Below are 25173 nucleotides of genomic sequence, written 5' to 3' on the forward strand. Positions count from 1 at the left end.
AATTAAGCGACTTCATGTCGCACCCAAAGGTACGCATCAAAGGTATTCTCTGTAACATAACGATAGATATTTACTTTCTCATTTTCGTTTCCTTGTCTTACAATTCTCCCTGCTCTTTGTTCCAAGTCAGCGGGACGCCAAGGAACATCGAGGTCATGCAAAGCAATTAGTTTATTTTGCACATTCGTTCCGGCTCCCATCTTCTGCGTTGAACCCATTAAGATACGGATTTCTCCTTTTCTTACTTTCGCAAAGAGTTCGTCCTTTTGCTTATCGGAATTAGCTTCGTGGATAAAGGCAATTTCTTCTTTCGGTATGCCCATAGCTACAAGTTTTTCTCTAATATCATCATAGATGTTAAATTCTCCATCTCCTTTTGGAGTGGACATATCAGAGAAAAGTAGCTGTGTTGACCTATTTTCTTTTGTCTTATCCCAAATAGCAAATACATTTTTCACGCATACATTGACCTTGCTATCAGGGTTATCAGGAAGAAGTGGATTGATTAAACGCTGATCTAAGGCAAGTTTCTTGCCGTCATTGGTAATCTTAAGCATATTATCAACATCTGGCTCTACAACTCTATTTCTGACATCATCTGCTCTTTTAGAAAGGCTCTTTAGGATTTCCTTTTGTTCTTCACTTGGCAAGGTTTTAATAACTTCATAGTGTGCTTCAGGTGTTGGAAGATTTAACATATCCGCCGTTTGAATGTCTGCAACTTCCTTAAACATACTCATAAGCTCAGGCAAGTTATAGAACTTTGAAAATCTCGTTTTTACCCTATACCCTGTACCTTCAGGAGATAGTTCAAAGGAGCTTTGCGTTTCTCCAAAAGTGGAAGCCCAAGAGTCAAAATGCTCCAAGTTGTTTTTCTTTAGACTTTCATACTGAAGATAACGCTGCATGGTATAAAGCTCTGTCATAGAATTACTTACAGGTGTTCCTGTTGCAAAGACCACGCCTTTGCCGCCTGTCATTTCATCCATGTAGCGGCATTTCATAAACATATCGGAGGACTTAAAGGCTTCTGACTGTCCGATACCTGCAACATTTCTCATTTTGGTATAGAGATAAAGGTTCTTAAAGCCATGTGCCTCGTCAACAAAGAGCTTATCCACTCCTAATTCCTCAAAGGTAATGACATCATCTTTCTTAAAATCATCGTTTAGTTTCTCAAGCCTTGTTTCCAGTTTTTTCTTTGTCTTTTCGAGCTGTTTCACAGTAAAGTTCTGATTTCTGTCATGCTTGTATTCCTCAACATAGTTTACGATTTCATCAATCTGATCTTGAATATGCTTTTCCTGATATTCCTTACTCATAGGAATTTTTTCAAACTGCGTATGTCCGATAACAACCGCATCGTATTCCCCTGTAGCAATCTTGCCTATAAATCTCTTTCTGTTTTTCGGCTCAAAATCTTTCTTATCTGCCACCATAATGTTAGCCGACGGATATAGCTGCATAAACTCACGACCGATTTGTCCTGTTAAGTGATTTGGTACAACAAACAAGGACTTACTGCACATTCCAAGCCTTTTACTCTCCATTGCAGAAGCTACCATTTCAAAGGTCTTTCCACTGCCTACTACATGGGCAAGCAAGGTGTTTCCTCCATAAAGACTTCTTGCTATGGCATTTCTTTGATGAGGTCTTAAGTCAATCTCCGTATTCATTCCCTCAAAGGAAAGATTGCTTCCGTCATATTCTCTGTTACGGATAGAGTTAAAACGCTCATTATACAGCTTTACAAGACGGCTTCTTCTTTCCTGATCGTTAAATATCCAGTTCTTAAATTCTTCTTTTAATAACTCCTGCTTTTGTCCTGCAAGCATGGTTTCTTTTTTATTTAAGACAGAAGTTTTAGAGCCGTCTGGATTTACAATCTGGTCAAATACCTTTGTTTCTTTAAGGTTTAAGGCATCTTCAATCAGCTTATAGGCATTTACCCTTGATGTTCCAAAGGTCATTTCAGCAAGGTCATTTCCTCTGTCCCTGCTTTTTCCTTCTACATTCCATTCGCTTGTAAGGCTTGAAAACTTAACCTTAATATCCCATCTTGCATAACCCGGAGTTTTAAGCGTTTCAAAGATGAATTTCTCAATGTCTTTAATCGGTATCCAAGTTGCACCAAGACGCACATTGATTTCACTTGCTTCAAGCTCCTTTGGAAGAACTTTGGTAAGCTCTGATTTTTGATATTCCAAACGGTTCATTTCATAGCTTATCAGCTCTTTTTCTTTTCCATTTTTTTCATAGCCAAGATGAGGCAGCTCTCTTTCCGTTTGTCTGAGCTTTGATAAGTAGCTATCTACAATGGCAATCTTGTCCCTGATATTCCCACTTAAATATTCATCTTTTGTTACATAGCCATACTTATAGGAATTGCTGCCATTTGCACAAGCAAAAGGTAAATCGCCATCCTCTAAATTAAAGGAAAGCGGTCTGTAAAAGTTTTGCTCTTCTCTGATATTTAGATAGATTTCCCCTCGAAGCTCCTCAATTAAGGTCGTTCTGTCTTTTCCTGTAAGACTTCCCATATAGTCAAAGTCCACATAGCCTTTTTCAGATACCGATAAAACAAGAGCTTCAAGGGAAGTGTCTACATGGTCGATAACCTTCGCCTTTGTGATTGTTCGCTTGGAGAAAATATCTCCCTTTGCCTTAAAGTTTTCTTCTTCATCAAGGATTTCAATGGAAGAAACAAGCGGGAAGTTGCTATCCTCTTTTAAGGCTCTGGTATTACTTAGGTTATTTACAAAGCCATGCTTCTTTGAAAAGTTATCATATACTTCATTTAGTTTTTCCTGTGAAGCCTTGATTTCTTCCTCGCTAAAATCTTCTTTCTGCTTGTAAATTACATCTTTTAAAACAGCATTCAGCTCAAGATAATCCTTGATTTTTTCTTTGTTTTTATCTGATACTTCCTTTTTGATAAAGAGTGAATTTTCTCTGTAATAGACTTCATCATCAATTAAGGTATAAGAAAAGTTCTTTACATCATCAGTTGCAGGGATAGAAGTGATCTCATCATCAAGTAGCTCTACTTCTTCATACTTGGCATCTTTTGAAATTCTTTCTCCTGCAATCTCGATACGCTCCTTTAACGAAGCCATATTGTTCTCTTGCCCTAAAAAAGCTATCGGTTCACAAGTGAGTGTCTTTCCAAATCTTCCGCTTACCTCACGCATTGTGCCAAGCACTTGTTCAGGATGATCAATAAAGTATTTGTTATATGAAAGTCCATTTTCATCTTCTGCAAGGTGTATCCAATCTTCATCGCGCTCTAATACGCTATCTCTTTTCTTTAGGAAGATAATATCCGAAGTTACTTCTGTGCCGGCAACACCCTTAAAGGTATCATTTGGAAGTCTGATTGCTCCTAAAAATTCGGCTCTTGCTGCAAGATAGCGTCTTACACTTTCGTCTTTTTTATCCATTGTTCCTGAAGATGTAATAAAGGCGATAACACCGCCGTTTCTTACCTTATCAATGGACTTGGCAAAGAAATAATCGTGGATAAGAAAGTTATTACGATTGTATTCCCTGTCATTTACCTTATACTCTCCAAATGGAACATTTCCGATTGCTACATCAAAGAAGTTATTGGAAAAGGAAGTTTCTTCAAGCCCCTTAACCTGTATATCACTTTCAGGATATAAGAGTTTTCCAATACGCCCGCTTACCGAATCAAGTTCCACACCATAAAATTTTGACTTACTCATTTCATCAGGTAGATTACCGATAAAGTTCCCAACACCCATTGACGGTTCAAGGATATTTCCCTGTTTAAATCCCATACCTGAAAGCGTCTTATATATTCCGTCAATGACTGCTTTCGGTGTGTAAAAACTCGTTAGGGTAGATTCTCTTGCAGCTTCATATTCTGATGGCGATAGATTTTCCTTTAAGAAGGCTCTTGCCTCTTTCCACTGTCCATCCTTACTTTCATCAAAGACTTCAGATAATCCACCCCAGCCTACATATTTTGCTAAAACTTCCTGAGCTGTAATATCAAGCTCTCGTTCTCCACTTTCAATCCTATTAAGCATAGAGATTGCTTCAAGATTATTGTTTAATCTCTCACTTGGAGATAACTTTGCAGGGATCGTTTCTTCTGCAATCTTGAAATTGTGAGCCTCATTTTTCTTTATTTCTGCTTCCTTAAAAGTCTTTTCGGGCTTCTCATTGGTCATATTTTCAAAGATTCTATCAAGCTCACTTTCCTTACGATAAGGAATTACATCGGAGCCTGTAATCATACCGCCAAGATATTCGGTATTATCCTTAACCGTTACGGTCTTTAGATTATTCCCCATATCATCAAATCTTGTGATGGTATAGTCTTTATCCTTGTATTTCACTTCATCACCGATGATAAAGTCAGGTCTTTCAAGACTTATTTGTCTTAATAAATCCTCATTATCCGTAAAGGCTATAATCGGTATTTGATGATTACCTTGTCTTATAGGATCAAGCCATAAGTCATTTCTTCCTGTGATTTGATTTTTAGAAAGCTCTCTTACTCTGTACTCCTCATGATTAAAATAGATAATATCGCCTTCTTGAACTGCAAACTCATCTGAAGGGCTGTCCTCTTTTTCGTTAAGCTCTACTTCTTCTTTTTCCTTTAGATAATCTAATAAGGTAGCCTGAAAAGGTTCTGCTTGTATTCTTTCTTCTACTTCTTCAGGTGCTTCAAGGTCTGTAATATTCTCCTCAAAGCTAAGTTCTCCGTTAAAGACATGGTGAAGCTCCTGCTCATCCATCTGCTTTTTAAGTTCACTGTCTTTAAGTTCTCTAAAGGTCTTTGGAAAATCCTCTAAAATGAGCCTTTGGGCATTTAATTCCTTTAGCTCCTCAAGATTAAAATATCCCCATTCAGGTTCAATTCCTAAAACAAGTCCAAAAGCGTCTTTGCTTTCTCTATCGTACTCCGTCATATACCAAGTCCAGTTGCTTCTAAATGGAATGATATATGCTGCATGAACCTGTTTGTCTGCTAAGGCTACATCTTCCTGTGCATAAAGCTCAGGAACTTTCTCAAGCATTTCATCAGTCATTAGATTATTTGGATCATCTTTAGAATAATAACTTGGCTCTTTTTGTTCTTCTATCTCATCCTTTCTTTCAATGTCCTTTTCTTCAAGATAAAGATTTTTTGAAAGCAGCTCGTCTATATGCTTTGCTACATTTGACCAAGTAAGAAATACATCATTACAATGATTTTTCTGTAATTTAAGTCCCTTTGCATCGTGCCATTCTCCGCTTCCTCTTTCGCCTGAAACAGCATGAGAGCCTCCGCCAATTCCATATTCATCTTTTAGGAAATTCGCTTTTTCCTGCAAGATATGATTTTCTTTGAAAAACTTAATAATTTGCTCTTTCCCTTTATCGACTCCACTTCCTCTTGAAATCGTAGCAAGGACTTCATCTTCTGTAATAAAGCCATGTACCTTTGGAAGTTCGGTTAAGTTAGAGATATATTCCTTTCTCGGAATTGCAAGCTCCTCTAATCTCTGGTAAAGGCTATCTACCTTGTGATAATGAAACCTTAGTACATCTTTGTTTTCTTTATATCCTGTCAAAAAGCGACTGTACTCGGAAATAACATTCTTTAGATAGTCAGGATTTTTAAGAGCTTCCGATAACTGTCTTGTTTCTTTCGGAAAGCCACCACCTCTTTCTATAAAGTCAAAATAGCCTTGTGCTTTCCCTTCTTCACTTAAATCGTGGTATAGATACCATAAGGATTCTGAAACTCTATCTCTTTCATAGTCCTGTGCTTCCAAAAGCTCTACATTTGTTGCAAACTCTCCATTTTCCAAAAGTTCATTGATTCTTCTTGCAGCATTACTCCAGCTTAAAATTTGCGTCATATCTTCTCTTGCAGAAGTTCCATAAGCTAAATGAATACCTTTATCCGAATACCAGGAAGATACTTCTGCTCCATTAAGAAATAAACCGTTTCCGCCTCTAAAGGTATCTTTAAGGTATTCTCCTAATTCTTCTACTGTTTTTCCTTTGGAAAATTCAGCAATAATAGGAAGTCTTTCGCCCTCATGGTTTCCACCGTTTACAAGAATACTGTCAATATCATTTTGGGCAAGAGGTATTGTAAGTTTAATCTGTCCTAAGCTGTTTTCAGGCAAAGAAAAAGAAGCCTTGTCAGCTTCTCTTATCTCTTTATCCGTATTTTCTTTTAGATTTCCACTACTTCCTTGATTGTCATTTCTTTGAGAGCTGAAATCATCGCTTTGTACTGCGGATGGCTCTCGTCCTCTATCTTCCAAGCTATCATCAGTTTCGGCTTCTCTGCTCTCATAAACTCTATTGCCTGTTTCTGAATATCCATCAGGTGTCCTATCAGCTTCTTCTCCTTGTATAGATCCACTAACATCTCGAAGTGGCTCTGCTCCTCGCTGTTTGAAAGATAATCCAGCCTCATCACTGCGTAAGTCGGATTCGGATATTCTCTCATAAAGTCCATGTCCTCCTCTAACTGATTCAGTGTATTCTCTTTGATTTTCTCTATTATCTCGTCCGTACTCTCCATTTCGGAAAATTCGCTCGTTTTCACTAATTCTTTCCTGATCATCTCGTCGAAGTACATTTTCTTCTACCTCCTCTAATTCTGCTTTTATTTTATTATATCCTGCTTCTTTACCTCTTAACACTTCTTTTTGAAGCTCTAACTCTTTACTTTTTTGAATGGTTGCATCAATTATATTTCCGCTAATATCCGACACCGTTTCTCCAAGGCTCATAAGAGAAATGCTGTCAAGCCTTGCAAAGTTTTCTTTTAACAGCTCCTTATCCATAGGATAGTCTAACTTAAATCTTGCAGCTACTGCATAGCTCACTGAGTTCCTCACAAACTTGGTAAAGGCTATTCTGTCCTCATCAGATATTCTAAGCTCATTCATCAGGCTATCTATTTTTTTATCTCCGTAGAGCCTGCTTAAAGAAAAGATGTTTTCTAAGGTGCTTTCGATTTCTTCATAGCCTTCAGCTTTTATCATTTCTTTTAATACATCTTTGTGAGCTTCTTTATCAAATCTCCAAAGATTTACCTCATTGACATCTCTGTTTTTGGAAACGGTTTGACTTATATCAAAGATATAGTCCACCTTTTTATATGTGCCATAGTCCTCTAAAATGGGGATACCTTTCTGTCCCCTCATAACAGTTCGATTAAAGCGTTCCCTCCAATAGTCAAACTTGGCACAAGCTGTCGCTTCAGGATTTTTGTCATAAATACTTAGCTGACTTCTAAAGTCGTACCTCTGATTGTTTCCGACAACCTTTAAGAGCTTCAGATACTCTGCTTCACTCTGCAGAATATCTTGTTTTATTAGCTCCAAAATGTTATGAAAATCATTTATTCGCATGTTTACCTCCTTCTTTTTTGCATGAAAAAAGGCGGTTAGATTTTACTCTAATCACCTTTGTACTACATATTGATATTATCCTTTTATTTCAACTTTTTAATTGATTCACTCTCTGATAATATTTTCATCTGTTCAATTGCTATTGAATTTAGTTTTTCCAGTCTTTCAGATTGACTCATGCCCTCATTTATAAATACCGCATTAAGATTTTCAAGATTAGAAAGGCATACAAGCTGCGATATATCTGCATAATCTCTAATATTCCCTTTTAAATCCGGATTTTCATCACGCCATTCTTTCGCTGTTATTCCAAACAAAGAAACATTAAGAATATCCGCCTCACTTGCATAAATAAAGTTGATTTTTTCTTTTGAAAGTTTTTCGGGTACAAGCTTATTTTTAATGGCATCTGTATGAATCCTATAATTGATTTTTGCCAAATTCCTTTTTATATCCCAGCCTAACTTCTTTTGTTCTTCTTCCTTTAAGCGTTCAAATTCCTTAATCAAATACAATTTAAAGTATGGAGATACCCAAGAAGCAAACTCAAATGCTATATCTTTGTGAGCATAAGTTCCGCCATATCTTCCTGCTCTCGCAACTATACCGATAGAATTCGTTTTTTCTACCCACTGCTTAACAGATAAAATAAATCGGTTAAATCCTGCTTCATTTTTAATTCCCTCGAATTCGGGGGAATTAAAATTGGTATTATACATTTCTTCCCAAATACCTAAAAACTCTATTGTGTTCTTGTTTCTAAGCCATTTTTCTATTAAAGCAGATCCGTTCTCAATATTTCTAACCATATCTGTTAAAGAAATGTAATCCCTATTATCTATGGCAATAATGCTGATTTCTGAACCTTCAACATTTATTTTAGACACATAATCACCTCTCAATCATTACATTGATTATCTTATATTATAGCATTTTTAGGGCATTTTTTCCATCTTAAAATAAGTGCCATCTTACTTGCTATAAGTTGAAACCACTTCTTTTATCTCAGTTTCAATTGCCTCTAAAAAATTTTTCTTTGATGATTTTCCCTGTGCAATATCCGATAACTCCATTTCCCACTTTGCTGTTGTTTCTGCGGATTTAAAGGTACCAGCTACAATCGTTACAAGGCTGATTCCCTTATGTGTAGCAATAAGGTTTTTCTTATCTCTCTCAATAAATCCTTTGAAAATTAAGTTTTCAATAATCCCTGCTCTTGTTGCAGGTGTTCCAAGTCCTTTTCGCTCGACCTCTACACCTTTTTCCAGTGCATCATTACCAGCCACTTCCATTGCTTTCAAAAGCGTATCTTCAGTAAAGTGTTTCGGTGGTGTTGTGTACTTTTCTTTTATTTCCTTGTTTTCAATGCTCAATACATCACCAATGTTCACATCAGGAAGTACCATATCTTCATTTTTCTTAGACTTATATTCTTTAAGATATTTTGTAAAACCTTCATCTTTAATTGTCTTACCTGAGCTTGTAAAAGTAAAGCTATCGAATTCAGCTACAATCTTCGTTGTATTTTCCACTAAAGGATAGCCCACACTTGCGTGGAATTTATCGGATATAAGGAAGTAAACTTTAGCTTCACTTAAAGGAAGTTCTGAAACATCTTCTTTTAAGGAACTGATTGTCGGGATAATAGCATGATGATCCGTAACCTTTTCAGAGTTAAATACCGTCTTAATACGCTCTGTATCAAAATCATTTTTCCCTAAAATGTTATTAACCGTACTTACAATCATATCTTCCGTTAAGCATCTGCTGTCTGTTCTTGGATAGGTAATCAGTTTTTTCTCGTATAGGCTCTGTGCATAATCAAGTGTTTGCTTGGCACTATATCCAAAATACTTATTGCACTCTCTTTGAAGTGTTGTAAGGTCAAAAGGCAAATCAGGCTTTGTTATCTTTTCCTTTTGAATAACATCGGTAATTCCTATCTTATCGCCAACTAAATTGATTAGCTGTTCAGCAGCAACCTCATCATCAATTCTCTCTGTTGATAGTGTAAAACCATTCATAGAAAGTTCGACTGTAAAATATTTTTCTTTCTTAAAATTTGCTATCTCATCATCTCTATTTACAATCATGGCAAGGGTAGGTGTTTGAACTCTTCCCACACTGTAATTTTGCTTGTATAGACACGAATAGAGTCTGCTTAAATTCATTCCCACAAGCCAATCTGCAATCGCCCTTGCTTGTGATGATTCGAATAGATTATCGTAAAAACTTCCGTCTTTCAGGTTATCAAAACCCTCTTTTATGGCACTATCTTCCATTGATGAAATCCAAAGGCGTTTCATCTTCTTTTTACAATTTGCCTGATTGTAGACAAGCCTGAAGATTGCTTCTCCCTCACGCCCTGCATCGCAAGCATTTATCACGATGTCTATGTCCTTATCGTCCATGAGCTTTTTAAGAATCGTAAATTGTTTCTTTGTGGACTTTGCAATCTCATACTTATATTCTTTTGGAATAATCGGTAAATCAGCCATATTCCACTTTGCGTACCTTTCATCGTAGCTTTCTGGATTTGCCATTTTAATTAAGTGTCCAACACACCAACTTACCTTGTATCCGTTTCCCTCATAGTATCCGTCTTTCTTTTTTGTAGCTCCAATCACTTTTGCAATAGAGATTGCAACACTTGGCTTTTCAGCAATTACAAGTTTCATCTATATTTTTCCTCCTGTTTTTCAATATAAAAGGGCGAAAGATTTTACTCTCTCGCCCTGTGTTTTGCACCAAATATGAGATAGTTTTGGGTGCAAATTTATTCCAAATCATCATCTTCCTTATCTTCTGTTTCTGCTTCATCTACTTCATTTTCGCTTTCTTCCGCTTCTGAAAAGAAATCATCATCTTCCTCCTCAAAGCCTTCAAGCTCCTTATCTTCCTTTTTCTTAACGACCTTAAAATAATATCCTGCACCTAATGCTCCTGCTACTACAAGAATGAGAATTAAGTAGGTTCCCATATTGCTGCTTTCTTCTTTTTTTACTGGCTTAGATTCTTCTTTTTCAGGTTCTTCCTTTGTAATTTCCTGTTTCGGAGCTTCTTTTTTCTCAACCATATTAAGAAGATCATCTTCAGATACTTCTGTTAGGAGCATGACATTTTCGCTATCCTCATCATGGTTAATGATTAAATGAAAAGTCTTACCATTTTTAGTTGTAAAGGTAACAAACTGTCTTGCATCCGCTGAATACATATCCGTTTCTCTCTTATCACCGCTATCTCCATGATGAATCGAATAATCCTTGTTCGCATTATCCTTATTTTCCGTAACGGTTCCTCTTGCCTTTGATGGAACAGAAGCTACTCCCTTATTAGTATTTACAGTCTTACTTGTCCCGTCCATAGATGAATCCTGATTGTTATTGGCAGGAGCTTTCGGTGTCAGCTTATTAGGATAGCGAATATATTTCTCTTTCGTTTCAGAATCACTTGTATCTTTTACAGTATTTTCTGAACTCGCCTGTGTAGTTGTGCTTTTTCCTGTGTTGTTTACAGGTGTTTGATTTGAAATGCCTGAGTTTGTCTTAATTCCGGAAATAGGGCTGTTCGGTGCAGACGGATTAGATATTACGGGAGCCTTGTTTGCTTCATTTGCCTTTTCCTCAAGCTCTTTAATCTTTTTATTCAGCTTATCCATTTCCTTCTTCATTTCTTCTGATAAGTCCTTATTTTCCTTATCTTTTTTTGTTTTTTCTTTCAAGCTTTCAATTTCAGCTTCAAGGTCTTTGATTTTCTCCTTTTGCTTATCGCTTAATTTGTCTTTATCCTTCATTTCGCTATTTAACTTATCAAGCTTTTCCTGAAGCTCCTTTGCATCTTTTTCCATTTTGGAAATGTCTTCTTTAGAAAGCTCTGTCTGCGTTGACTTATCTTCCGTCTTTGGAATTTTCGTCTGCGAGCTTTCATCCTGTTTCGGCTTTTCTTCTTCTGTCTGAGTCTCTTTATCTTTAGCCTCAGTCTTTGCTACCTTTCGGATAATTTCATCATTTCCATCGCCTTTTACTTCATAAAATAGAAACTCATCAACAAATTTCATATTATCAGGGAGCATCGGCAGATCACCGCTGTCAAGAAGCTGTCCTTTCTCAGCCTTTATCTTTTCCTCCTTATAAACTTTTTCATCTTCAAAGATATACTTTACATTTACTTCCACTTGTGTTTGGACAGCTTTATCGCTTGTAGGTGCTTCCGTTAAGCTTTGCTCATGAGCATAAACAACTGTCCAAAGACCCAAAAGGCAGCTTATACTTACAACGACTGCAAGTGCTGCTGTCCAAAACTTCTTATTCTTTTTCCAACTGGTTTTCATTTGACTTCTCCTTTTTCATTTCTACTCTTTGTCTGTTTACCTTTGCCATCAAATCACTGATTGTAATGTTGTTCTTTCTGCAAATGGCAATGATTTCTTCGTTTTCAAGTTCTTCTTCACGAATAAATAAAGGCTCCAATTCTTCATCAATCAGAGCCTTTTTATCCTTTAACTTCTTTATTCTGTTTTTTACTGCTTTCAGTTCTTTTTTCAAATTGTGTCCTCCTTATCTGTTTACATTTGGCGGAAAGCCGAAGCCTACTGGATGATGCTGACAAAAAGATGCTATCCAATCATCTAAGGTAGTTACTCTGATTCGCCCGATATTATCTATTACCTTGCCATCGCCTATATAAATGCCTACATGACCATAGGTGAGTCCTGCTGTACTTCCGCTGCTACTACTTTCAACCGCAACAAGCATTCCCACCTTGAGTTTTGATTTGTCTGATGTAAAGGTATAGTTTCGATACATATCACAGGCATTTCCGCCAATATATCCAAGTCCTGCATTTTGATAGACCTGCGACACCCACATAGCACACCAGCCTGCACCCGGAGATGGCGTAATGTATGCAGCATTTACAATCTTCTTTTGAACTTCCGTAGAAGCCTCATACTCTTTCCCGCCTCCGATACCTCCATTGGAAGCAATAAGGTCGCTATTACCAAAGGCTTCTCCCATATTGCCTTGAGCAAGGAATAGGGCTTCATAGTGTTTCAGATTGTCAGGATAGTTTGCAAAAACCTTTCTGATAATGCTATCCATCTCTTTTTTATGAAGTGTTACAATCAGTTTCTTGTACTCGTAAGGTTCTTCATGGCTTTCGGTATATTCATTTCCATCTTCATCGGTATAAGTTTCTGTAACTGTCCTATATCTGATTTCCACTTCTTCCTTATACTCAAGGTCATACATGGACTTAAAAAGCTCATTTAATACGGAACTTACTTCTGATACATTCTTTACTTCTCCACACCTTGATGTAATGTAGGATAAAAGCTCGTGGACATTATGACCGATGTACTCTGTGTTATTTAGGATGTACTCGTCATATCCGGGATAATTTTCTTCTACATTGTCAACCTCACTTTGAAGCTCCTTTTCCATCTTCGAAAAATTCTCATTGATTTCACTTAGGACATTTGGCTTTGACAAATAGCTTGTTGTAAGAACAGAACTTGTGGAGTTCATAAAGCCCGTCATTCCCGTTCCTGCAAAGTTGATAAAGAAAGTTCCCAAAATAATAAGACCTATGAAAATAATCATAAGTCCCTTTGCTTTTCTTACTATAAATCTTTTTGAGCCTTTCAACGAGCCAATGAGGTTTTCTTTAATCCGATCTCTGAGTCTTGACTTATTCTCACGACGAATGGCTGCCTTTACCTGATTTTTCTTTTGAAATCTTTTATAGGCATTTGCTCTTTTATATTCATTCATCTTTTTCAGGTTCTCTTTGGCATCACGAAATTCAAGCTTCGATTTTCGCTTCCTGATTTTATAGTCCTTATTTGTAAGATCGTATCCTTTCTTCGCCTTTTTCTTATCAGAATATTTCTTTATGCCATGAATGAGTTTCGAGCTTGCGTCCGCTGTCTTTTCTCCTGCTTCCACCCCTTTGTTTTCATCGCTTCCATGGGATAAGTAATCTCTTACGGTTTCACTTCCTTTAGCAAGTCCTGATAAAGCGGATACTTTAGGAGCCTTATTCTTAAATACTGTTTCTTGTTCTTTAGAAAGTCTGTTTTTCTTTTCTCTATCAAGAATGGCTTCTTTTCCGATTTCTTTACTGTTCGCCTTTTCCTCTTTAACTTCCGTATCCTTTTTTCTGGTATAGAGCTTATCAGAATAGTTTTTTCTCTTATAATTTTTCTTTTGAGCCTTTTGGCTTTTTGAAAAGCTGTTTGTATCTTCCACTTTGCAATGAAGATTATCTTCGACATCGTAGGTTGACTCAAAATAGTCGCTATCCCTAAAGTCATTGTCATATCTGTCTACGATTCCGTCATTATCAAGGTCTTTTCCTAAAGGATCATAGATTTTTCCATCCTTAACCTCAGTATCATAATCCGCTTTCCCGATTTCTTCCTGACTTACACTTCCTGTTTCAGGACTTCTATACCTTGCATTTCTTTTAGAAGTTTTTCCGTTTATTTCAGTTTCTGCACTTCTCTTACTGACCTTTTCATGCACCTTATCTTGAAATCTGTCTTTGTCATGGACGATTTTCCCTCTGTAATCATCATTATGCTTTAGTTTATTTTCTTCAGGCTCTATGCTGCCATTACTTTGCAATGTTTCCTTTTCTATCCTTGCCCTTTGCCTTTCCTTAAAGTCCCTTTTCAGTTTCTGTCCCATAAGCCTACCTCACTTCTTCAGGCTTAGTTGTCATCTTCTGATAAAGGATTGTGTCTTTCGGGAACTTATCAAGGAAAGGAACAATAGTATTTCCAAAAAACAAAAGTCCTTCTCCTGCATTGGAATTGGTTACATATTTTAGCTGTGGCTGTGAGATTTTAAGTTTCCTTGCTAAAATTTCTCTATCGCCTGAAGCCTGATTAAGCATTAGCACAAAGTCCGTATTATCAAAGATATTTTCTATCTCCTTACTCATCAGTAGGTCTTTGACATTTTGTGTAATACCTGTCGGGATTCCTCCCCACTTACGAAATCTTTTCCAAATTTCTACGGAATAAGAAGCTGTCTGCTCGTCTTTTAAAAGCAAGTGAAACTCGTCGATATAGTACCTTGTAGCCTTATTCCCTCTGTTTTGCGATACCTTATTCCATACCTGATCCTGAATAACGAGCATTCCAATTTTTTTAAGCTGACTTCCAAGTTCCTTAATATCAAAACAAAGAAGCTGCTTATTTAAGTCCACATTGGACTGATGGTTAAATACATTAAGAGAGCCTGTTACATAAATCTCCATTTCCGTTGCCAGTTTTTTCCCGACTTTTTCTTCCTGATTTTTTAACATATCATATAGGTTTTGAAGAATGGGCATATTACAAGGCTTTGGATTTTCAAAATACTTTTCATAAATCTTAGGAAGGCATCTGTCTATAACCGACTTTTCTTCTGCTGTAAGACCGCTACCACCAACTACTAATTCAAGCATTGACATAATGAAGTTTGCTTTATCTTTCAGCGGTGCGTCCCCATCGCCATAGTTCATATTGATGTCAAGGGGATTTAGATAGTCTTTTGACTTACTGCTAACCTTTATGACTTCTCCTTTAAACTGACGCACAAGGTTTCCGTACTCGCCTTCCGGATCGCAGATAATCACATCATCATCGGTTGTAAGAATGGCATTTGCCATTTCTCTTTTTGCACTAAAGGACTTACCACTTCCGGGCGTTCCCAAGATAAGACCGTTTGGGTTTTTCAATTTCTTTCTATCTGCCATAATCAGGTTATGGCTTAGGGCATTTAGTCCATAATACAAACTGTTCGCCGAATTTATGAAAAGCTCCTCTGTGGTAAAAGGCATAAATACTGCCGTAGATGATGAGGTTAGTCCTCTGTCAATTTCAATCTTATTTACCCCAAGTGGAAGTACACTGATTAATCCCTGTTCCTGTGAGTGATCAAGTCTTTTTAACTTGCAATTATGCTTATTGGCAATGGAGCTGATTTGAGAAATGGTATTATCCAGCTTTTGAATTGTCCTTGCAAAGTTCATAAAGATAATGGTTACGACAAACATACGCTCATCTCTTGTCTGGAGGTCTTTTAAAAGACTTTTTACATCTTCTCCATAGGTAATTAAATCACTTGGAAGAATGTCCATATCATATCCCGACCTTACAGCCTTTTTATTCTCCTCAATCTTCATCTTGTCAATATCGGTATTTTTTCTTTTTACCATCTTGATGGCTTCCGACTGTTCGATTGCCTTGATATGAAAAGAGATATTGATGTTATCGTCTATATCCAAAAACTCGGCAAGCATACGGTCTGAAAGCTCACTTGCAAGGATTTGAAAATGACTTGCCGCTCCGATAAATTTTCCAAACTTAAAATACCTTGACGGTGTAAAGTTAAATTCATCAGGAACAATGTATGTCTTTGTGCTTTCTTTCTTCTTTAAGTCCTTATATGAAAATTCAAAGGTCTTATTCGGATTTAAAACATCATGAAGTATCTTCAACCTTTCCTCTCCGTTAAGGCTTTCTGCTCTTACTCCCATACTTTTAAGACTCGATAATATATCTATCTCCAGTCTTTCAAGTTTTGAAGTAGCCTGCTCCAAATTATCAGCTTCCACTGTAAAGGTTACATACTTTGATTTTTTCAGTCCGTTATTTCCCTTTACAATCTGACTTTTAAGCATCTCCCTAAACTCAAGGCGTATATCGTCAAAACCGTCCTTTTTATCCGGTATTTGAATGGCTGATTTCATTTCTTCATTTCTGCCAAGCTGATTGATATATGAAAACTCTATGCTGACACTTGGATCAAAGGAATTAAGAAAATTTGCAAACTGATTAAAAATCAAATCTCTATCTTCTTCTAAGGCAAGCTGATAGTTTATATCCTCAAAAGCGATACTCTTATTAAAATGCTTTTCATCAATCTGACATATCCCGCTTTTTAAAAGTCTAAGGTAGGGAATGGTATCTTCAACAGTGTATCTTTTCGGTTCTTTCCTAAAGATAAGGTCAAGTAATCCGCCCCTATCTTTTTTAGACTTTCCCTTATTTTGCTTTAAGTCCTGTTTTTGACTTCTTAACTTCTTTTGGTTTTGTTCTAACTTTAGCTGCTGAATCTTTCTTTTGTCTTTCAAGATAAACCTCCTTTCTCACTCTTTTTTGTGGCTGATAAAATTTATGAAGGTAAATATACTTAAAGTATTTCTCAAAGCTAAGTCCGTCCTTTTCAAAAAGAGTGATAAAAAATATAGGGAGAGTAGACACAATGAGAAAGATGACTGCTATATCATTTGGAACAACCTTTCGCATAAATAGATAGATTGGTATTCCAATCATTCCTGCAATCGTAAAACCTATCAGTTGTCTTTTGGTCAGGTTGAATGCAACCTTTGTTTTTACCTTCTTTAAGTCTTTTGGGATAGGTACATACGCCATAACTTACCTCCCATCTTCTTTATTCTTTGAAAGCTCCTCTATATGCTCATATACGGAGCCGATTTCTTCCTGAATACTTGCAATCTGTTCATCTGTACTTCTGTTATATCTTTCCTGCATTAGACAAAAATCATTATGGCAGCGACCGATGTCCTTTGTTCTTTCTTCCAAGTCATTCACTTTGCTGTGAAGCCTGATTCTATCCATCACCGCCAAAATACCCGTTCCAACTGCTACTACTATCAATACTGTTTTTCTTTTGTTCATCATATCTATCCTTTCTTTTAGTGTGCATTTAATACGCTTTTGGCCAGTGTTCCGCTCTTTAGCATCATTAACCCCAGCAAAACCGCATATCCAAGTATCGTAAAGGTACTTGTGTGTATATCTGTTATTTGTATTGTCTTAACTAATACTGCGTATATTCCAAGACAAACCATTAAAAAGAGTCCTTGTAATCCTATGGCAAATAAGCCTTTGATATAGTTTGTTCCAATCTGTCCCCACTCTTTGTTTCCCATTGTGGCAAAGGGAATGGCTGAAACGGATGAGTAAACATAAATCTCAAACATTCTTCCGTACACTACAAGCATGATCACAATAGAAATTGCCTGTATTGCAAGCTTAATAATTGAGGTTTCAAAGAGTATCATGACAAGCTCTCCAAGACCTTTTTCCTTTAAGCCTTCTACCATAGTTACAATCTGATCTCCGGAGATAACGGCAGAGGTATTGATAACCCCTGCCGCTTTATTTACCATGTGCTGTGCCACATCAAAGACTGCCATAGAAAACTGAAAAGCATGAGACACTAACCATACGGCAATCCACATCTTTATGATGTATTTGAAAAATTCAAAGGTATCCGTATCGTGCATATTGTTCTTTTGCATAACCATATTGATAAGCTCGATACAAAGGACTGCCGTTATGATTAGCCCTGCAATGGGGATGATGACAGAATCGTTAATGCTTTTAATAAAGCTGAAAACCTGTCCGTTCCACCCCATCGGTGTCTTTCCCACATCCGTTGCAATCGCACCAACTTTATCGTTGATGTCAAGAAACATGGACTCAAGATTTGCTTGGATACCGCCCAGTAGAAGATCTTTGAAAAACTCCTCTATCTTGTCGAATATCCCAAACATTTAATTTCTCCTTTTATTCTTACTTGAGTACATTTGCAAGAAGCGGAATCAGCTTTAATCCGATAAGGACAATGCCGCCTCCTGCCATCAGCTGCTTAATGCCCTGAGATTTTGCACCCGGATTGTCATTACCATAACCTTCCATCAGGTTAATAACGCCCCATGCTCCAAGTCCTGCACCTACTGCCATAACTAAAATCTTTAATACATTTACTGCCTGTGTAAAAAATTCCATAATTTATTCCTCCTCGTTTTCTTCTTTCTTTTCAATTTTGTTGTATGACTTCACAACAAAGTTTTTGTAAGTCTTTCCATCTTTTTCACGCTTCTTAAAGTATCCAAAGATATGGATCAAATCACCTTTTTCAAAGGCTTTTGCTGTTTCTGACTTTTCACCATAGGCTGCACAGTTGATATATTCCTTGCCTTTCCCATACTTTTTTACAAGCGTAAAGTTTGCAACTTCAACAGCTTCTCCCTCTTTGTCAAAACTCGAAAAAGTTGGTTCTGCCAATAAGTTGGCATTGATGTTAATCATTTCTTGCTTCATTAAAAATTTCTCCTTTTCTTTTCAATAAAAAAAGCGACTGGAGTTTTTTCTTTTCCAATCGCTGATACTCTTGCTATTTAGTTTTCCTTAGTGGGACTTCTTATCCTTACCATCTTTCCTCCTGATTTTGAGTAATAAAAAAGCAGCAAATCTATGTTCTTTAGACTTACTGCACTCTTGTAATAACCGTTTCTCTATTTAATTTTGCTTTCCCTTTTCTCTTGATATATTCCTCAATATCAAAGGCATTTTTCTTATTAAAATCTTCAAGTAACTTGTAATTCTTATGCTTTGTAATATCGAATTTATCCGACAAAAATGGTCTGACACCTCGAAGCTGAAAAATACATTTACTACCATCCATAACCGTTATCTCATCTTGACTCATCAGCTCCTTTCCTGTCTTTTGGTAATTGAGTCCATAACTATTAGCATTGGAGCGTGTTTCCGATGTATTATACAGGTCTATGGTTTCTTTACCAAGTGTTTCAGATAGCTCTTTAAGTGTTGTCTTTTCCTTTCCACCTAAAAACAATGTACTATCACAGTTACCTACAATGGTATCTGCATTGTCCTTGTAGATTGCCTTTAGCTGAGATTGTGCTTGCAAAATAATGCTTGCTGAAATCTCTCTGCTTCGGATTGTTGCAATCAATTTCTCAAATTTAGGAATTAAGCCGATATTGGCAAACTCATCAAGAAGGCATCTTACATGAACAGGTAATCTTCCCCCGTACTCGTCATCTGCCTTATCGCAAAGTAGGTTAAATAGTTGTGAGTACATAATAGACACCACAAAATTAAAGGTATCATCTGTATCAGAGATAATAACAAAGAGTGCTGTCTTTCTATCTCCAAGGGTATCAAGCTCAAGTTCATCTTCTTTCATCAAGTCCCTAAGCTCTTGAATATCAAAAGGAGCAAGCCTTGCACCACATGATATTAGAATTGACTTGGCAGTTTTTCCTGTAACAACTTGTCAAGGACTTTTTAATCATTTTTTATCGCTTTTTGATGTTTTTCTCTCTCCATTTCTCTAAGAATTATGCGTTTTAATTTGTCTTGCATTGTTTCCGTTGCATTTTCATTAAAGTGAACAACAACCTCATAGGTTGCTTTGCCAATTTTCTTTATCGTTTTTGTTCCTGTATTCTGTTTATTTTTATTTTCGTGCATATATTTTTCCTCCTGTTTGTTTCAATAAAAAAGGCGATTAGATTTTTAATTTTCTAATCGCCTTTTAAGTGTCATATTTATCTTTTTATTATATCTGGCATACTTTTATACCTTTTTAGACTTAAAGTCTTTAATAGTGGCTTTCCACCTCTTTTTATCTATAAAGATTCGCCTACATCATAGTTCATTTTTTTATTTCCACCTTGATGTCTTAGTTTTTCTTTATCTTCTTCATACCAATTTAAGATTGTTGCATAATGGTTTTGGTAGGTCTTACCACTGCTTTCCATGTATCTTGATAGTTTATTTATCATTATTTCTGCGTGTGAGTTTAATTTTTCTTTAAGGTTTTTATATTCTTCTTTGCTTAGCCTTACATTTTTGAATTCTCCATAAAATATGGGGGTGGGCTGTTCTTCTCTCCCCTTATCTATACTAACCTTATCTAATCTACCCTTACCTATACTGGGTTGACCACTTGACAACCTTTGGTTAACCAGATGACAACCAACTTTTTCTTCTGAAATATATGCTCCATTTTCCGTTTGATAAAGCTGCTGTTTCTGCTCTATATACATTGTTGGCTTATATCTGTCTTTTCTAATAAAGTTATTTATCTTCCAATGAGTAATGACGATAATTCCCTGATCAAAGACTATCACAAAGCCTTTGGCAATAAGTATTTTCAGGTCATCTTCATTAGCTCCGATAATCTTGATGATTTTCTTAGGATTATTTACAAAACCGTCATCATCTGCTCGCATTGATAGATGAAAATACAGGCATTGACTACTTAGTGGCATATCCAAAAATAAGTCACTATCAACTATTTTTAGTGAAAACATTCTTTTATCTGCCATGCTTTCCTACCTTTCTTCAAATAAAAAAGACGATAGTTTTTACTTCTACCGCCTTTTGTAAGTGTATATGGCTATTTATTTAATAACTATTTGCCATTTTCATATTTTATTTTTCTGAATCTAATTCTTTTATAGACTCTTCTATTTCTTCAATAGATGGTAAGCTACTTTTATATTCCTGCTCAAGTAGTTTGCTAATTTCATACTTACTTATTCCTATTGGCTGTGAGATATTTTCAAGCGAATATTCAGCGACTACATTATCTTTATCTCTGCAAATTAGTATTCCTATGGTTTGATTATCACTATTTGATTTCATATCCTTATTTACAGCTGTTACATAAAAATTAAGTTGCCCTACAAATTCTGGCTTAAATTTTTCTGTCTTTAATTCTACTACAACATAGGAGTGTAGTTTAACATGATAGAAAAGTAAGTCTATATAAAAATCACTTTCGCCAACCTTGATATGAACTTGCCTACCGATGTAAGAAAATCCTGTACCAAGTTCCAAAAGAAAAGAAGTTATTTGATTTACTAATGCTTCTTCCAACTCTCTTTCATCATATTTATCCCTTATTGTTAGAAAATCAAAGTTGTATGGATCTTTTATTGTTTGCTTAGCTAATTCAGATTGGACAGCCGGTAATCTATTGTCAAAATTAGTAACTGCATTTCCAACCCTTTTATATAAATCTCCATCAATCTGATGTTCCAAAACCGTCCTGCTCCATCCATTTTCAATAGTCTTATCTATATAAAACAAAGCCTCTTTGACATCTTTACACTTATACATAATCCTTTGATTATGTCCCCAAGGAATACTTTTTATCCTTCTTTCAATATCCGATAATTGGGTTACAGCTTGTAACCCAATTAGGTAATCATTATAAAAGTTATACCAATATCTTATGTGTTTTAAGTTTACTGCTGAAAATCCTCCCATGTCTGGAAATTCTTTTCTTAAATCACTACTCAATAATTTTAGAAAACTATCACCCCAAGAATATTGCTTTTGTTTTTCAACAATTTCTTTCCCCAAGTTCCAATACAAATCAAGCAACTCATAATTAACTTTTACTGCTGCTTTTAATTGACTGCGTCTAACTTTTTCCTTTAAATCTAAAAGTAATTTTTTATATTCACTATCTCCTATAATAGCTAAATCTTTTTTATCCATTCTCATCACTCCAATCTGATTCTTTATTTTATTCTGTTTCTTACACCAATGGTGGGAGTTTTAATCTTTTTATCATAATCAGCTTACAGTTAACAAGCTCATTTTATCATTACACATTTAGTTTAATTAATGTGATTATACCAAAAATGTTAAATCTTTTCTATCTCTCCCTCTCTCTCTTTATCTATATCTTTCTCTATCTCTATCTCTTGTCGGACATGGGTTGGACTTATTAAGGACAATGTCCTCTGTTTATTTTGTCTGTATCTTCTTTTTTTCTCTGCCCATGCTGTTTCTGATCCGATTAAGTTTGGTATTTCAGTTAAATAGTATTCATCATTTTCTGTTACAACTTCTAATAAGCCTTGATTGATTAAATAATTAACTGTGACCATTACATCATCATCTGTTTCATCTATGGTTAGTGCTAACTCTTTTATAAAATCACTTTCTACTCCGTCATAATAGAGTTTACCCTCATCTTTTAGGCTTAGTAGTAGAAGTTTTAGGTAGATTATCGTGTAGGTATCTCCTCCCGATATTCTTCTTAATCTTTTTATCCTTTTGTCTGTGAAAAATTCTTCTTTTAATTTTATCCAATAATATCTTTTGTTTGTTGCCATATCTGCTCCTTTCTTGATTTTCGATAATCGAAATTCTTGATTTCCGATTTTCGGAATTCTGGACTTCTGATTTTCAGAAGTCTTGTTATTATGGTTATTTAAGGGTGTAACTTTTCGTTACTCCCTTAGATTTCTCTGGTCATATCTTTTTTGTTTGGCTTTATTTTTTCTTTTACTTTTCTTTTTACTTTTTCTTTTGTATTATCCTTGTTCTTGGATAGGTCTTTGTATTTCTTTATTTGTTTTAGGATACTTTCTTTTTCTTTTTTATTTTCCTTGGCTATGACTTGCTTAAATGCATATTCCATTACTTTTATGTCTTTGGCTTGGAAGAATATTTCATAGTTTTTGCTTTCTTTGTTTTTCATTACTGAAAACTTTACTCCAAGTTTGTTTAGTTCTTTTTTTAAGTCTTTGAGTCCGCTTTGATCTATGCTTATATTTTCTAGTTGTCCTTTTTTGTATAGGTCTTTTATTTTCATTTCATCGCCCATAAGGCTTTTTAGGTTTCCATTTGCTTTTTCTAAGGTATCATTCATCTTTTTTCTTATTTCTTTTTCTAAGTTGATTGATTCTTTTGCTGCCTTTATTGTGTATGATATTATGGTTTGTGCTGCTTGACCTGCTTCTTTGCTTATTTCTTCGTTTATCATGCTTTTCTCTCCTTTGTTTGAATTAAAAAAAGGGAAGTATAGGCTTTAATTTTTCTATACTTCCCTTTGATTGTTTTTATTTTATTGTTCTTGGTGGTGGAATGCTTTATTTTGATGTTTTTATATCTTTCTTAGGTATTTGCACCTTTTATACTTTAAAATAGCTTACAATGCTTTTCCACCTTTAGTAGTTTGTGTGTGTTCTTTTGTCTGATAGATAGTTTTTCATGTTGGAATATATAATCTGTATTTCTTCATTGTTCATCGCTTTTATTTCTTCTGTGCTTTTATATGTTTTGTATGTTCCATCTTGATCTGCTTTTATTAGTTCATCTATTAGCTCTTGCCTTTTATTCATCTCTATTACCTCCTAGATCTGCCTTTATTTTCTTGGTCATATTATAGCTTGGATAAGATATTTTTACCAGGTCTTATCTTTCTTGATTTTTGTAGTAGTCTTTAGTCATTTGTCTTTTTTTATTAAACTTATCACTGTCTTGCTTATACTCTTTAATCTTTTCTATGATACTTTCTTTTTCTCCTCTCTTAATCGCCTTGTCAATTTCTATTGATAGGTCAATATCATATTCTTCATTGACTACTTCTACTGCATATTTGATATGATTTATTTCCTTGTATCTTTCCCTTATCTTTTCTGACTCTATATTTAATTTACTGATTTCATCTTCTAAGTTTTTAATTTCTCCTAACCATTCTTTTTCTCTTAAATTTTTCTTTCCACTGATTTTTTCAATTAAGGTTCTTGCCCTTATATGTTGGTCTATTTCCTTTTGATTGCTCTTGTAGAAGCTTTCTTTGAATATTTTCTTATTCTCATATTCTTGGTAGGTTGCTTTTGTTTTTCTTACAGTCTTTGCATAGGCTAAGCACTTATTAAGGTCTTCTATCTTTTGACTGTTTTCTTTTATGGTCTTATATATTTCAGTGTTTTTACTTCTTAGGGTATTTATATGTCCTTGTAGGTCTGATATGGTTTTTATTTTGTTTTCTCTTAGATAATTTATTCCACCTGCATATCTTTTTAGATCATAGATTGCTTTGTTTCTTTTGCCATAAAATGATAATTCAGCTCTGTTATTTTCTTGCATTTCTTGATAGAAACTTAAATATTCATAGAGGTTAAAGAGTCCTGATTCATTTTCTATTTGCTTTTTACTCTGGTCTTTATATTCCTTGTATGATTCTTTTAGCTTATCTTTAAAGCCTGCTAACCATGATGTTATTTTCTTTATTTCATTGCCTATGTTTTTTAATAGTTCATTCTGTTTTTTTATTTCTCGATTTATATCTCCTTTTTCTGTTCTTATTCCTTTTCTTTCCATTGCACTAGCACTTGCTCCTAGATGTATTGTTGGTATTTGTTTTATGCCTTGTCTTTTAAAACTCCTATGGTCTACTCTTTTTTCTATCTTGTTTTTTGATAGATATTCATTGCAAAGGTCTGAAAAATTTTCTCTCCATTTTTCTACATTGCCCTTATCGTTCCAGGTTGTTAGTTCTACTTTTCTTGTCTTTGGTTTTCCATTTTTGTTTAATACTTTTTCCCCTTTTTCATCTAGGATATATTCTTTTTTTGACTTTGCTAAGAACTCTCCTTTTTCGTTTATGGGTCGCATTATGGTCATTATATGACAATGGATATTTCCATTTTTATCTTGACTCTCATCATGAATTGCATAATCTACTATCATTCCTTGTGATGTTAGATTTTCTTTTATAAATCTTTCAACTAGGTTTTTATTTTCACTTAAAGTTAATTCTTTTGGTAGTCCTATTATGAATTGTCTTGCTAGTTGTGCATTAGAATTTTTTTCTGCCATTTCTACTTTATTCCATAAGGTAGACCTATCATTAAATTCTTTTGGTATATGATCAGGCAATATTATATTTTTTACTAATATTTTTTCTTTTCTTGTATAGTCATGGGTTACTCCGTCCCATTCATTTTTTATTTTTTCTCCACTTATATATGCTGCACTTGCTACTGCACTTTTTCCTTTTCCTCTTGATATTATGTTTACTGAAAAATGAAAACTATCTGCCATTTTTATCACTTCCTTATATAATGTATTTAGGTTGTTAAAGGTAACCTATAACCCTTTTTCGACTAAGTATTATTCAGGTTTGCTGTATAATATTGTTATTAG

17 protein-coding genes and 3 pseudogenes are annotated in these 25173 nt (G+C 35.2%); all 20 read right to left on the bottom strand.

Going from position 1 to position 25173, the window contains the following annotated elements; translation table 11 throughout:
• Positions 1 to 23: 23 nt before the first annotated feature.
• A pseudogene (locus tag J2S72_RS08535) lies at positions 24 to 7391 on the bottom strand (helicase-like domain-containing protein); the annotation flags it as partial.
• A gap of 83 nt (positions 7392 to 7474) precedes the next feature.
• On the bottom strand, positions 7475 to 8278 hold the full coding sequence (locus tag J2S72_RS08540; RefSeq protein ID WP_002843620.1) for a KilA-N domain-containing protein: 804 nt from the start codon (positions 8276 to 8278) through the stop codon (positions 7475 to 7477).
• An 84-nt stretch (positions 8279 to 8362) separates the two neighbouring features.
• On the bottom strand, positions 8363 to 10069 hold the full coding sequence (locus J2S72_RS08545) for a DNA topoisomerase 3 (RefSeq protein ID WP_007894717.1): 1707 nt from the start codon (positions 10067 to 10069) through the stop codon (positions 8363 to 8365).
• 98 nt (positions 10070 to 10167) lie between these two features.
• Positions 10168 to 11721 (bottom strand): CD1107 family mobile element protein, encoded by a 1554-nt coding sequence (locus tag J2S72_RS08550; RefSeq protein ID WP_307495358.1) that lies wholly within the window; start codon positions 11719 to 11721, stop codon positions 10168 to 10170.
• Entirely contained in the window at positions 11696 to 11935 is a 240-nt protein-coding gene (locus J2S72_RS08555) for a conjugal transfer protein (RefSeq protein ID WP_307495359.1), read from the bottom strand. Before J2S72_RS08555 ends, J2S72_RS08550 begins: the two co-directional genes overlap by 26 nt.
• 12 nt (positions 11936 to 11947) lie before the next feature.
• Positions 11948 to 14080, bottom strand: coding sequence for a CHAP domain-containing protein (locus tag J2S72_RS08560; protein WP_307495360.1), 2133 nt, complete (start codon positions 14078 to 14080; stop codon positions 11948 to 11950).
• Between the two features lie 4 nt (positions 14081 to 14084).
• Positions 14085 to 16514: a VirB4-like conjugal transfer ATPase, CD1110 family gene (locus tag J2S72_RS08565; RefSeq protein WP_002843611.1), complete on the bottom strand. Its 2430-nt coding sequence runs from the start codon at positions 16512 to 16514 to the stop codon at positions 14085 to 14087.
• Positions 16426 to 16815, bottom strand: a complete 390-nt coding sequence (locus J2S72_RS08570; protein ID WP_055328036.1) for a PrgI family protein — start codon at positions 16813 to 16815, stop codon at positions 16426 to 16428. The genes J2S72_RS08565 and J2S72_RS08570 overlap by 89 nt, the downstream gene beginning before the upstream one ends.
• Before the next feature lie 3 nt (positions 16816 to 16818).
• A complete protein-coding gene (locus J2S72_RS08575; protein WP_282925446.1) occupies positions 16819 to 17082 on the bottom strand; it encodes a conjugal transfer protein in 264 nt (87 codons plus the stop codon).
• A gap of 17 nt (positions 17083 to 17099) precedes the next feature.
• Entirely contained in the window at positions 17100 to 17963 is an 864-nt protein-coding gene (locus J2S72_RS08580) for a VirB6/TrbL-like conjugal transfer protein, CD1112 family (RefSeq protein ID WP_282925447.1), read from the bottom strand.
• 19 nt (positions 17964 to 17982) lie between these two features.
• Positions 17983 to 18198 carry a Maff2 family mobile element protein gene (locus tag J2S72_RS08585; RefSeq protein WP_000394208.1) on the bottom strand — a complete coding sequence of 72 codons (216 nt, stop codon included), beginning with the start codon at positions 18196 to 18198 and terminating at the stop codon, positions 17983 to 17985.
• 3 nt (positions 18199 to 18201) lie between these two features.
• Positions 18202 to 18513, bottom strand: coding sequence for a single-stranded DNA-binding protein (locus J2S72_RS08590; protein ID WP_000807039.1), 312 nt, complete (start codon positions 18511 to 18513; stop codon positions 18202 to 18204).
• Between the two features lie 166 nt (positions 18514 to 18679).
• Positions 18680 to 19492, bottom strand: a pseudogene (locus tag J2S72_RS08595) (VirD4-like conjugal transfer protein, CD1115 family); the annotation flags it as partial.
• A gap of 11 nt (positions 19493 to 19503) precedes the next feature.
• Positions 19504 to 19689: a transposon-encoded TnpW family protein gene (locus tag J2S72_RS08600; protein ID WP_023055639.1), complete on the bottom strand. Its 186-nt coding sequence runs from the start codon at positions 19687 to 19689 to the stop codon at positions 19504 to 19506.
• A gap of 158 nt (positions 19690 to 19847) precedes the next feature.
• Positions 19848 to 20549 (bottom strand): hypothetical protein, encoded by a 702-nt coding sequence (locus tag J2S72_RS08605; RefSeq protein WP_023055629.1) that lies wholly within the window; start codon positions 20547 to 20549, stop codon positions 19848 to 19850.
• A gap of 106 nt (positions 20550 to 20655) precedes the next feature.
• Positions 20656 to 21729, bottom strand: a complete 1074-nt coding sequence (locus J2S72_RS08610) for a PDDEXK nuclease domain-containing protein (protein WP_023055628.1) — start codon at positions 21727 to 21729, stop codon at positions 20656 to 20658.
• A 283-nt stretch (positions 21730 to 22012) separates the two neighbouring features.
• Positions 22013 to 22352: pseudogene (locus J2S72_RS08615) on the bottom strand (phage replisome organizer N-terminal domain-containing protein); the annotation flags it as partial.
• 125 nt (positions 22353 to 22477) lie between these two features.
• Positions 22478 to 23005, bottom strand: a complete 528-nt coding sequence (locus tag J2S72_RS08620) for a PcfB family protein (RefSeq protein WP_307495365.1) — start codon at positions 23003 to 23005, stop codon at positions 22478 to 22480.
• 184 nt (positions 23006 to 23189) lie between these two features.
• Positions 23190 to 23363, bottom strand: a complete 174-nt coding sequence (locus J2S72_RS08625) for a hypothetical protein (protein ID WP_002841910.1) — start codon at positions 23361 to 23363, stop codon at positions 23190 to 23192.
• 73 nt (positions 23364 to 23436) lie between these two features.
• Entirely contained in the window at positions 23437 to 25071 is a 1635-nt protein-coding gene (mobQ, locus tag J2S72_RS08630) for a MobQ family relaxase (protein WP_023055627.1), read from the bottom strand.
• Between the last annotated feature and the right edge of the window lie 102 nt (positions 25072 to 25173).

Source organism: Peptoniphilus koenoeneniae (assembly GCF_030812875.1).
In the GTDB taxonomy this organism is placed as follows: domain Bacteria; phylum Bacillota; class Clostridia; order Tissierellales; family Peptoniphilaceae; genus Peptoniphilus_B; species Peptoniphilus_B koenoeneniae.